The sequence below is a fragment of the Streptomyces sp. NPDC088116 genome (assembly GCF_044741745.1).
GTDB lineage: Bacteria > Actinomycetota > Actinomycetes > Streptomycetales > Streptomycetaceae > Streptomyces.
The window spans coordinates 626,642-638,411 of record NZ_JBIUTF010000006.1 but is presented as its reverse complement, the minus strand read 5'-3'; the positions used below and the strand labels follow the sequence as shown (position 1 = coordinate 638,411).

Below are 11,770 nucleotides of genomic sequence, written 5' to 3'. Positions count from 1 at the left end.
GCCGGGCGGTTCCTGGTCTCCGCCGACCGGTTCCTGGTCCCTGCCGGGCGGTTCCTGGTCTCCGCCGACCGGTTCCCGGTCTCCGCCGGTCAGTTCCCGGTCGCTGTCGGGCGGCTTCCGCCTTCTGCCGGGCGCTCTACTCGGCCCGGAGCAGCGAATTGGGGTCCGCGTGTTCGTACCAGCCGATGAACGGCGGACACAGGCCCCAGCCCAGCAGACGCTGCAACTCCTCCGGATACTCCCGGACGATCTCCTTCGGCACGGCCAGGAACTGGTTCTCCTCCTGCCGGAGGTTGCCCCGCACATAGGCCAGGGTGAGCCCGGTCCGCGGACCTTCGGAGAGGTTCGGGCCGCCGCCGTGGAAGAGGCCGCCCACCCAGATCAGGCAGGAGCCCGGCTCCATCTCGGCCTGTACGGCCTCCTCCGGACGCGGGCCGCGCTCCGCCTCCCAGGCATGGCTGCCCGGGTAGACCATCGTGGCGCCGTTCTCGTCGGTGAACTCGTCCATCGCCAGCATGATCTGCACACGGTTCGTCGGCCCGGGGGAAGGCAGCATGTGCGCGATGTCGTCGCGGTGCGCGGTCTGCGGAGTCTCCCCGGGCCAGATCTGGATCGCCTGCGTGATGCTGACCTGGATATTGGGCGCGATCTCGGTCCGCTGCGGGCCGAACCAGTTGGGTACGGGCCGCTCGATGAGATCACGGGCGGCACCCAGGAACAACGGATTGAGCGCCACCCGCTCCATGTGCCGGGAGCGCGCGAACAGCGAGCACAGCCGCTTGGTCCGCTGCCCGGTGAACGTACTGTCCCCGTACCCCGTCTCGTCCAGGGCGGGACCGAGGTCGTCCCAGAGCCCCTTGAGAGTGGTCGTGTCGATCAGGTCTTCCACGATCACGCCGCCGTCGCGGTCGAGTGCCGCGGAGACCTCGGCCACCGTGGACGTGGCGGGGAGCCGGGCGAGACGTATGGCCATGGGAAATCCAGGCTCCTTCTTCATCGGAGAGGGACGGGGGCCTTCATCGGAGAGGGGCGGGGCCGGCAGCCGGTCCTTCGGTCACCTCGGGGTCACCAGCGCACCGGCAGCGAATCGAGGCCGAACAGCACACCGTTGTTCCTGAACGACAACTCCTCGTCGGGCCGCGCCAGTTCCAGCGTCGGAATCCGTTCGAACAGCGTCCGGTAGGCCAATTCCATCTCGGTGCGCACCAGATGCGCCCCGAGACACAGATGACGCCCGAAGCCGAACGCGATGTGGTGCCGCTCCTCGCGCCCGGGGTCGAACTGGTGCGGGCAGGAGAACGCCGACCCGTCGTGGTTGGCCGCGGCGACCAGCGGGGCGATGCCCTCACCGGCCCTGATGACCTGCCCGGCGACCTCCACGTCCTCCAGCGCCACCCGCAACGGCACCAGGTCGGCGACGGAGTAGTAGCGCAGCAGCTCCTCGACCACCCGGTCGTCACCGATCCACTGGGGATTCGACAGCAGAGTGCTCGCGCCGAGGGCGATGTTGTTCGCCGTGGTCTCCTGGCCGGCGATGACCAGCAGCATCGCCGCGCCCCCGATCTCCATCGGGGTCATCGTCTCCGACCTGATCATCACGCTGATCAGATCGTCGCCGGGGCGCCGTTTCCGGATGGCGATCATCCTGCTGAAATAGCGCAGGATCTGCTTGGACGCCTCGTCGCGCTCCGCGTCGGTGGCGTCCAGCATGACCAGGCAGCGGATACGGGACTCGAAGAAGCCACGATCCACCTGGGGCACCCCGAGCAGGGCGCAGATCACCAGTGAGGGAATCGGCACCGCGAAGTCGGAGACCAGATCCGCGGGGCTGCCCTTGGCGAGCAGCGCGTCGACGCAGTCCTCGACGACCTCCTGGATCCGTGGCCGCAGCTCCTTGATGCGCCGGACGCTGAACTCCGGGATGAGGACCTTGCGGTACCGGTCGTGCTCGGGCGGGTCCAGCGCCGCGAACCAGCCGGGCACCTGATCCTGCGCGGGCGGTCCGCCGGTCCTGCCGGGGCTCGGGAAGCCCTCGTGCGCGGGGTTGGAGCTGATCCTCGGGTGGGTGAGCACCTCGCGGACGTCCTTGTACCGTGTCACCAGCCAGACCCGGGCGCCGGTGGGCATGGTGGACCAGACGAGCCCCTCACGCTCACGGAACTCCGCGTACTGATGGGGCGGCAGGGGTTCACCGGCCTGCCGCAGCGGGAAATCGACCAGCTTCGCCGCGTCCGATGAGTCCGACGCTTCTGTCGTTGTCATAGGGTGTCCGCTCTCAGGATCAGGATCCGGTTCGGGCTACCAGGTCACCGGCAGTTCGGCGAGCGCGCCGATCATCGTGCCGCCCTGCGTCCACAACTCGTCCACCGGGACCGCCGGGCGCAGTTCCGGCAAGCGGGAGAACAGCACGCTGAACGCGGTGCTCAGCTCCATCCGCGCCAGGGGCGCGCCGGTGCAGTGCCACATCCCGTGGCCGAAGGTCAGGTGCCGGTTCGGTGAGCGACCGACGTCGAACGCCTCGGGGGCGTCGAACGCCCGCTCGTCGAAGTTCGCCAGACCGAAGTCGAGCAGGACGAGGTCGCCCGCGCGGATCGTGACATCGTCGATCTCGATGTCCTCGTTCGCGTACCGGGGCAGAGTGGCACCGGCCCGCTTGGCGGACCGCAGCACCTCCTCGACCACGCCGCCCAGCACGGCCGGATCCTTTATGACGGCGTCGCGTTGGTCCGGGTTGGTGGACAGCAGCACCACACCGAGGTCGATATGGGTCGCGACGCTCTCCAGCCCCGCGAACAGCACACCCCCGGCCAGCATGCCGGCGTGCTCGTCCGGGACGCCCGCCCCGCACAAGTGCGAGAGAACGTCCTCGTCCGGCTCCTGACGCTTGCGCGTGGCGACTTCGCCGAGGAGAGCGAAGAGCGCCTCCGGGCCGGTGGACGTCCCGTCCTTGGGATCCGTCCGGCCGATCCGGGCCAGCAGCGTCGCACACCGCTGCCAGTCGTCCTCGGGAACCCCGATCAGCTCGCAGATGACCCGCAGCGAGAACGGCAGGGAGAAGTGCGCGTGCAGGTCGACCGGGCGCTCGCGCGCAGCGAGGTCCTCCACCATGGCGCCGGCCAGCGCTTCGACCTTCGGACGAAGGCGCTCCATACGGCGTGCGGTGAAGTTCGGCGTGAGCAGCGAGCGTGACCGTGCGCGCCCCGTGCGCGTGTCCTCCAGGTCGTCGCCGATGAGCATGTCGACCAGAGGGTTCTTGATGTACTTCGGCGCGGCGGGCGGATCCGGGTGGTACCGGTCCACCCGCTCGTCGTTCATCAGCCGCTTCGCCTCGGCGTGCCGGGTGACCAGCCACGCCTCGTCGCCCGCCGGGGTACGGACCCGGCAGACCGGAGCGTCCTCCCGCAGGCCCTCCAGCCGGCTGGGACACAGGATGGGCTGCGCCTCGGTGGACAGTTCGGGCAGTTCCCGCGATTCCGGCGGCTCTTGGGGTGTGAACGGCACGGACTACTCCTCGAATCAGCTCAGGCCGGGCGGGACTGCGGGCTCATGCCGCCGACCGCGCGACATCGAGTTCCCTGGCGATTTCGTTGTTGACCCCGGCCTGATGGTCGGCCAGGAAGAAGTGGCCACCGGGGAACACCTGGACGCGGAAGGCGCCTTCGGTGTGCTCGCGCCAGGCATCCGCCTCGTCGAGCGTCGTCTTGGGGTCCGAGTCGCCGGTCAGGACGGTGATGGGGCAGCGCACGCGCCGGTCCGGCTCACAGGCGTACGTCTCGATCGCCGCGTAGTCGCCGCGGATCGCCGGCAGTGCCATCCGCAGCAACTCGTCGTCGCCGAAGACCGCCGAATCGGTGCCGTTGAGCAGCCTGAGCTCGGAGATGATGCCGTTGTCGTCGCGCTTGTGCACCTGCTCCTCCCGCCGGGTCGAGGGTCCGCGTCGTCCGGACGCGATCACCGCGCGGGGCGGGTTGGCGTTCAGCCGCTCCAGCCGGAAGGCCGTCTCGAAGGCCAGCACCGAACCCATGCTGTGCCCGAAGAAGACCGTGGGCTTGTCGCTCAGGGTCTGGATCTCCTTGGCCAGAGCGTCCGCGAGTGCGCCGATGTCCTCGATGCACGGCTCGCGGCGGCGGTCCTGGCGGCCCGGGTACTGGAGGGCGATCACATCGACGTCGGGGGAGAACCGTACCGACACCGGGTGGAAGAAGCTGGCGGAACCGCCCGCGTGAGGAAAGCAGATGAGCCGCGCCTTACTGGCGCCGGAAGGGTGGTACCGGCGGATCCAGTCCGTGCTGGCGTCGTCCTTCGTAACCACGTGTCGTCGGTCCTTCCCGATCGTGATGTCCCCGCTTGTTCCCAGGGGCTGTGTCCCAGGAGCTGTCCCTCCGGTCCTCGTGGCCCGGGGGCGTCCGGCTGATCCGTGAAGACCGGAGAGACGGATCCCAGTCAAGTCCGCCCCGTACCCGCAAAATCCCTAGACTTGGCGCGCGGATCACGGGGCATGACGGCCGCACTCCGGACAGCAGGCCGAGGCGGGCCCGCTCATAGCATGGCCGCCGCGCGGAACCGGTTGATGTACGGCAGATGTCGGTCACGGGTCTCGGGATCCTGGACCCCGAGCCCCTCGGCCGGCGCCAGGCACAGCACACCGACCTTGCCGCTGTGCTGGTTGCCGCGGACGTGCCGCACCGCCTCCGCCGTCTCCGCCAGCGGAAAGACCGCGGAAAGAGTGGGGTGGATCCTGCCCTTGGCGATGAGGCGGTTGGCCTCCCACGCCTCGCGGTAGTTGGCGAAGTGGGAGCCGATGATCCGCTTGAGCGACATCCACAGATAGCGGTTGTCGTACTCGTGCCGGTAGCCGGTGGTGGACGCACAGGTGACGATCGTGCCGCCCTTGCGCGTGACATAGACGCTCGCCCCGAAGGTCTCCCGGCCCGGGTGCTCGAAGACGATGTCGACATCCTCGCCGCCGGTCAGCTCACGGATCCGCTTCCCGAAGCGCTTCCATTCCTTCGCGTCCGGGGTCCGCTCGTCGGCCCAGAACCGGTAGTCCTCGGCGCCGCGGTCGATGACGGCCTCGGCGCCCATGGACCGGCACAGCTCCGCCTTGGCGTCCGAGGACACCACACAGATCGGGTGGGCGCCGCCGTGCAGGGCGAACTGAGTGGCGTACGAGCCGAGTCCACCGCTCGCGCCCCAGATCAGCACGTTGTCGCCCTGCTTCATGCCCGCTCCGTTGCGGGACACGAGCTGCCGGTACGCGGTGGAGTTCACCAGCCCCGAGCAGGCCGCCTCCTCCCAGGTGAGGTGGGCGGGCTTGGGCATCAGCTGGTTGGACTTGACGAGGGCGATCTCGGCGAGGCCGCCGAAGTTGGTCTCGAAGCCCCAGATCCGCTGTTCCGGGTCGAGCATCGTGTCGTCGTGCCCGTCGGCGCTCTCCAGTTCCACCGACAGACAGTGCGCCACCACCCGGTCCCCGGGCTTCCAGCGGCGCACTCCCGGACCGGTGCGCAGCACGACGCCGGACAGGTCCGAGCCGAGGACGTGATACGGCAGATCGTGACGCGCGCCCTCCGGCCCGCACCGGCCGTAGCGCTCCAGGAAGGCGAACGTGGGGAGCGGCTCGAAGATGGCGCTCCACACCGTGTTGTAGTTGATCGCGCTCGCCATGACCGCGATCAGCACCTCGCCGGCGCCGAGTGCCGGCGTCGGGACCTCACCGATATGCAGTGACTTGCCCGGATCCTTGTCCGCGGAGGCCATCCCCTCGAACATGCCGGCCTCTTCCTTCAGCGTGAACGCGCCGCGGTACGAGTCGGGCACGGGGAGGGCGGCGAAGTCCCCGGAGACGGCTTCGTCGGAGAGCACGGCTTCGATGATGTCTTGCACGAGGCCCCGGTCCTTCGGTCGGAATGCGGAGATGGCATGCGGACGGTACCGCTCGGGTACACGGGAATTCCCCAGGACCTGTCGTCCGTCGGCCTCTTGGCATCGGCCTTCGGTCCGCCCTGCTGCCGACCGGGCTCAGCGGTACCAGCCGTACCGCCGCACGATGGCCGCCAGCCGGTCGGCCGCCATGGCGTGTGCGGCGGCGCGTGGCGTGCCGCCGTCCGCCTCGGCGCGCTCCAGCATGTCGTCCACGAGTCGGCGCATCGCCCGGCGGATGTGGGCGAACGCCTCGTCCGCGTCCGGGCCGATGTCACCGAAGAGCGTCCACCACCACCAGGCGTTCGTACCGGAGTTGACCACCACGTCCGGCAGTACGGTGATGCCGCGTCGCGCCAACAGCTCCTCGGCCTCGGGCAGTACGGGCATGTTCGCCGCCTCGACGATCCAACGGGCTTTGATCCCGGCCTGATTGCCGACGTCGATCGCGTACGAGACGGCCGCCGGAACCAGCACCTCCGCGTCGATGGACAGCCAGGCGTCGCCCGGCAGTTCGCGGTCCCCGGGCCGCAGGGCGGTACGGTCGACGGTGCCGTACGGGTCGCGGGCCGCGAGCAGGGACTCGACATCCAGGCCGTCGGGGTGGGCGATGGTCCCCCGGACATCGGCGATCGCGACGATCTTCAGCCCGGCCCGGGACAGGAAGCGCGCCGTAGCCCCGCCCATCGTGCCGAACCCCTGGACGCCGACCCGGACTCCCTCGTACGCCGTCCCCGCCCGGTCGAGCGCGGCGAGCACCGACTCGGCGACCCCGCGGCCGCCGGCCAGCGCGTCCAGACCGATGCCGTCGACCCGTACGGCGAAGGCGTCGGCGAGACGCCGCCGCGCCTCCCGTTCGTCGTCCAGCAGGGGATGGACCGCCTGGACGGTCGAGACGAGACCGGCTTCGGCGGCGGCCCTGTCCACGGTGTCCTGGGTCAGCCCCAGATCCTCGCCGGTGGTCCAGAAACACTCGATGTACGGCCGTGTCGCGCGGAGAAAACGGACCAGCACGCCGTACGCCCCGGGATCGCGCGGATCGCAGTCGATACCGCCCTTGGCCCCGCCCAGCGGGACATAACGAACCCTCGGGTCGTCCGCGTCGAAGTGCAGGGCCTCCTTCATGGTCATCCCGCGGGCCAGGCCGGTCACCTCGTCCAGCGTGCAGCCCCGGCGCATCCGCAGGCCGCCACTGGCGACACCACGGACCAGCTGGTCCACCACCAGATACCCCTGCCGGCCGGTGACGTGGTCCGTCCAGGTCAGCGAGATCAGCGGAGCGTCGGGCGGCGATGCCCCGGTTGACGCGGACATGGAATCTCCAGGCGGGGTGAAGGACCGCGGGGCGAGGGGCCGAGGATCTACTGAACCGCCGGTCAGTATCGACAGGGCGATCACGTATGTCAAAGAGATCGTCTTGATTCGGCATACGAGGGCGTGCCCGGGAATCCAGGGGGCAGTGACGACGTTGGACCGGCGTACGCGAGGGCGGGGAACGGCACCGGCTCGCCCCGCACCGAACGAACACCGGTGGCCATAATGAGACAACACCGACCTCCAGGAGGTGCCGTGACAGGCGCTGGTTCCCCCCTCTCGTTGCGCTCACGGCTGCGCTCGTTGCGACCCGCGGCCTTCGGGGCCGACTCGGCGGGAGAGAGGCTGGAGCGGATTCACCGCTCGCCGAACTTCGCCGACGGGGTGTTCCAGAACCCGGTGGGTGCCAGGACCCGACCGTCCGGCGCCTCCGGCCTGGAACTGGCGAAGATCTACTTCCAGAAGGAAGCGCGGGCCCGGCGGGCTCCGAGCGGCACCATTCCCGTGCACTCCACCACCCTCGCCGATCTTGCCGAGCCCCCGGCCTCGGGCCTGCGGCTCACCTGGATGGGGCATTCGAGTGTCCTCGCCGAGATCGACGGCCGCCGCGTGCTCTTCGACCCCGTATGGGGCGACCGCTGTTCTCCGTTCGCCTTCGCGGGTCCGAAGCGGCTGCACCCCGTGCCCCTGCCGCTCGCCGCTCTCGGGCCCGTCGATGTCGTGGTGATCTCGCACGACCATTACGACCACCTCGATCTGCCCACGATCCGGGCCCTCGCCTCCACGGACACCCTGTTCGCCGTGCCGCTCGGCGTCGGCGCGCATCTGGAGAGCTGGGGTGTGCCCGCGTCCAGGCTGCGCGAGCTCGACTGGAACGAGTCCACCGAGATCGCCGGTATCCGGCTCACCGCCACTCCCGCGCGGCACTTCTGCGGCCGGGGCCTGCGCAATCAGCAGCACACGCTCTGGGCGTCCTGGGCGGTGGCCGGTCCCGAGCACCGGATCTACCACAGCGGGGACACCGGCTATTTCTCCGGTTTCGCGGACATCGGCGCCGAGCACGGCCCGTTCGACGCCACGATGATCCAGATCGGCGCGTACAGCGAGTACTGGCCCGATATCCATATGACCCCGGCCGAGGGGATGCGGGCCCATCTCGATCTCCAGGGCGGCCGGGCGTCCGGCGTGATGCTGCCGATCCACTGGGGGACGTTCAACCTCGCCCCGCACCCGTGGGCCGAGCCCGGTGAGGGTACGGTCGAGGCCGCCGCAGAGGCGGGCGCCGCGCTCGCGCTGCCGCACCCGGGCCAGCCCTTCGAACCCACCGGCGACGACGTCCCGGCCGCCCCGTGGTGGCGCGCAGTGGCGACTCCGCCGCCCGGCGGCTGGCCCGCATGGCCGCCCGCCGGACCGGCGGCGCCGTCCGCCGAGCCGGCCCAGCTCGACCTCGCGGCCGACTGACGGCGCCCGCTGACGGCCGATGTCCAGGTCCGGTCGTCAGCACGCCCCGGCTGTCACGTCCCGGCCGCCGTCGCGGGCGTTTCCTCCAGCGGGAAGTGGCATGCCGCCCAGTGCAGCGAAGTCGTGTGCGCCGGTGCGGGAACGGCCTCGGCGCACACGTCCTCGGCACGCGGGCACCGGGTCCTGAAGCGGCACCCGGACGGTGGGCCGGCCGGGGAGGGGATCTCGCCGGTGAGCAGGACGCGCCGCCTCTTCGGCCCGCCCCCGGCGGCCAGGTACGGGGCCGCCGACAGCAGCGCCGCCGTATAGGGGTGGAGCGGCCGCTCGAAGACCTCCTCCGTCGGGCCGGTCTCCACGATCGCGCCCAGGTACATCACGGCGACCCGGTCGGCGACGTGCCGCACCACGGACAGGTCGTGCGAGATGAACACGTACGACAGCCCCAGCTCGTCCCGCAGATCGCCCAGGAGATTGAGCACCTGCGCCTGCACCGACAGATCCAGCGCGGAGACGGGTTCGTCGCAGACGACGACATCGGGTTCCAGCGCCAGGGCGCGGGCGATACCGATCCGCTGCCGCTGCCCTCCGGAGAATTCCTGCGGGTGGCGGCGCGCGTCGGATGCCCGCAGCCCGACCATCTCCAGCAGCTCACCCACCCGCGCCGCGCGCTTCGCCGCGGGCACGAGTCCGCGGTGGGTGAGCCAGGGCTCGCTGATCAGATCCGCCGCGCACAGCCGTGGGTTGAGCGAGCCGAAGGGGTCCTGGAAGACCATCTGCACCGTGCGACGCCAGGCGAGCAACCGCGCGCCCGACAATGTGAACGGGTCCACTCCCTCGAACCGTACGGTGCCCGCGTCGGGACGCTCCAGCATCAGCAGAATCCTGGCCAGCGTGGACTTGCCGCAACCGGACTCGCCGACCAGGCCCAGGGTCTCCCCGCGCCCCAGGCTCAGATCCACTCCGTCGACCGCGCGCAGCCTGGTGCCGCCCTTCGCGGTACGCGGCACCGCGAAGCTCTTGGTCAGGCCGGTGGCCTCCAGCAGTGTCCCCGGGTCAGGCATCGGCCAGGTCCTTCGCGAAGTGGCAGGCGGCGGCGCGATCGGCACCGGTGACGGCCAGCGCCGGCCGGTGGGTCGCGCACAGGTCCCGGGCCATCGGGCAGCGTGTACGGAAGGCGCAGCCAGTGGGTACGGAGCGTGGGTCGGGCGGGCCGCCGGGAATGGAACTCAGCCGGGCGCCCTTGTGCTGCCGGCCCGGTACCGACGCCAACAGCCCCAGCGTGTAAGGGTGGTTCGGCTTGCCGAACACGTCGGCCACCGTGCCGGTTTCCACGACCGTACCCGCGTACATGACGGCGACCCGGTCCGCGTGCTCCGCGACCAGCCCGAGGTCGTGCGTGATGAGGACCAGAGCCATCCGCCGCTCGCTCCGCAGTTCCGCGAGCAGGTCCATGATCTGAGCCTGCACCGTGACATCCAGTGCCGTCGTGGGCTCGTCGGCGAGCAGTACCCTCGGCCGCAGCGCGACGGCCATCGCTATCAGCAGCCGCTGGCGCATGCCGCCGGAGAACTGGTGCGGATACGCGTCGGCACGCGAGCGCGCCTCCGGGATGCCGACCCGCTCCATCAGCTCCACCGCTCGGGCCTTCGCCGCACGTCGGGACATCCGCTCATGGATGCGGAACGGTTCCGCGAGCTGCGCCCCGACGGTGAGGACGGGGTTGAGCGCGCTCAGCGCGTCCTGGAAGACGATGGCCAGCTCCGGACCGGCGAGCCGGCGCCTGGCCCGCGCTCCAAGTCCGAGCAGCTCCTCGCCGTTCAGCCGTGCCTCACCGCCCACGACTGAGGCGGCCGGGTCGAGCAGCCCCGCGACGGCATGGGCGGTCATGCTCTTGCCGCACCCGGATTCGCCGAGCAGGGCCAGTGTTTCACCGGAGCGGACGGCGAAGCTCACACCGCGCACCACGGGAACCGGCCCGGCGGGGGTACGGATGTCGACCGACAGACCCGCCACAGCCAAGGTGTCCGCTTCCGTCGCCGGGGTCACCGGATCGCTGCCGCCGCTCGTACTCTCTGTCGCTGAACGAGGCCGCCACGAGCGCCCGTTGATGTGCCGGAGCCCGCGTCGCCAGCGCTGTCCGGGGTCGGTCGCGAGCCGCGCCCAGGCGGCGAGGACGGTCGCCGAGACGGTCGTGATGACGATGGCGAGTCCGGGGAAGACCGCGATCCACCACGCGCTCCGCAGCTCCTGCCGTCCTTGCGCCACCATCAGCCCCCAGCTCATGTCCGGCGGTTGGACGCCGATCCCCAGGAAGCTCAGCGACGACTCGGTCAGCATCACGAAGCAGAAGTCGAGTGCCGCGACGGTCAGCAGCGTGGGCAGCACCGTGGGAGCGACATGGCGTCGGATGGCGGCCCAGCCGCCGGTACCGAAGGTGCGGGCCGCGTCCATGAACAGACGGCCGCGCAGTTCGGCGGACTCGGCCCGTGCGGTGCGCAGGTATACGGGAATCCTGGCGACGGCCAGGACCGACACGATGTTGGCGGCGCTCGGCGAGAAGACGTACAGCACGACCACGGCCAGCAGAAGAGAGGGGAAGCTGAGGATCACATCGGCGATCCGCAGCGACACACTCTCGCGCCATCCACCGTGATATCCCGCCCACATGCCCCAGACCGAGCCCACGGCGAGAGAGCACAGGACTGCGGGCACGGCCACGGACAGGGTTGTCCCGGCCGCGACCGCCAGCCGGGCGGCGACGGGGCGGCCCAGGGAGTCGCTGCCGAGTACGAAGGCCCATCCATGGTCGAGACTGAACGGGGGGCGACCGGGATCGCGCAGATTCTGACGTGTCGCCAGATCCCCGACGAGGAGCGGGCCCAGCACGGCGCACGCCGTGACGATCAACAGGACCAGGGCCGCCGCGGACGCGAACCGGTCCTGGAGCAGCAGGTCGGGCCACTTCCACCGCGCAGCCGCCCGCCCGCTCCCGGAATCCGTGCCCGTGCCCGTGCCCGTGCTCGTATCCGTATCCGTATCCGTATCCGTATCCGTATCCGTCTGGACCATGTCA

The 11,770-nt window shown here is 70.4% G+C and carries 9 protein-coding genes; 1 reads left to right on the top strand and 8 read right to left on the bottom strand.

The window, feature by feature from the left end:
• Window positions 1-136: 136 nt before the first annotated feature.
• From ACIOJD_RS26285 to ACIOJD_RS26260, 6 genes are all read right to left on the bottom strand, one after another.
• Window positions 137-973 (bottom strand): phytanoyl-CoA dioxygenase family protein, encoded by an 837-nt coding sequence (locus tag ACIOJD_RS26285; protein WP_401918018.1) that lies wholly within the window; start codon window positions 971-973, stop codon window positions 137-139.
• A 92-nt stretch (window positions 974-1,065) separates the two neighbouring features.
• Window positions 1,066-2,262: a cytochrome P450 gene (locus ACIOJD_RS26280; protein WP_401918016.1), complete on the bottom strand. Its 1,197-nt coding sequence runs from the start codon at window positions 2,260-2,262 to the stop codon at window positions 1,066-1,068.
• A gap of 36 nt (window positions 2,263-2,298) precedes the next feature.
• Window positions 2,299-3,501: a cytochrome P450 gene (locus ACIOJD_RS26275; RefSeq protein WP_401918014.1), complete on the bottom strand. Its 1,203-nt coding sequence runs from the start codon at window positions 3,499-3,501 to the stop codon at window positions 2,299-2,301.
• 43 nt (window positions 3,502-3,544) lie between these two features.
• On the bottom strand, window positions 3,545-4,312 hold the full coding sequence (locus ACIOJD_RS26270) for a thioesterase II family protein (RefSeq protein ID WP_401918012.1): 768 nt from the start codon (window positions 4,310-4,312) through the stop codon (window positions 3,545-3,547).
• A gap of 227 nt (window positions 4,313-4,539) precedes the next feature.
• Window positions 4,540-5,886, bottom strand: coding sequence for a crotonyl-CoA carboxylase/reductase (ccrA, locus tag ACIOJD_RS26265; protein WP_401918010.1), 1,347 nt, complete (start codon window positions 5,884-5,886; stop codon window positions 4,540-4,542).
• A 135-nt stretch (window positions 5,887-6,021) separates the two neighbouring features.
• Window positions 6,022-7,236 (bottom strand): Glu/Leu/Phe/Val dehydrogenase dimerization domain-containing protein, encoded by a 1,215-nt coding sequence (locus ACIOJD_RS26260; RefSeq protein ID WP_401918008.1) that lies wholly within the window; start codon window positions 7,234-7,236, stop codon window positions 6,022-6,024.
• A gap of 255 nt (window positions 7,237-7,491) precedes the next feature.
• Between ACIOJD_RS26260 and ACIOJD_RS26255 the strand changes: the two genes are divergently transcribed.
• Window positions 7,492-8,697: an MBL fold metallo-hydrolase gene (locus ACIOJD_RS26255; protein WP_401918006.1), complete on the top strand. Its 1,206-nt coding sequence runs from the start codon at window positions 7,492-7,494 to the stop codon at window positions 8,695-8,697.
• A gap of 53 nt (window positions 8,698-8,750) precedes the next feature.
• Here ACIOJD_RS26255 and ACIOJD_RS26250 read toward each other — a convergent pair whose 3' ends face one another.
• Together ACIOJD_RS26250 and ACIOJD_RS26245 are read right to left on the bottom strand one after the other, a co-directional pair.
• Window positions 8,751-9,758, bottom strand: a complete 1,008-nt coding sequence (locus tag ACIOJD_RS26250; protein WP_401918005.1) for an ABC transporter ATP-binding protein — start codon at window positions 9,756-9,758, stop codon at window positions 8,751-8,753.
• Window positions 9,751-11,766 (bottom strand): dipeptide/oligopeptide/nickel ABC transporter permease/ATP-binding protein, encoded by a 2,016-nt coding sequence (locus ACIOJD_RS26245; protein WP_401918003.1) that lies wholly within the window; start codon window positions 11,764-11,766, stop codon window positions 9,751-9,753. The genes ACIOJD_RS26250 and ACIOJD_RS26245 overlap by 8 nt, the downstream gene beginning before the upstream one ends.
• Window positions 11,767-11,770: the final 4 nt, after the last annotated feature.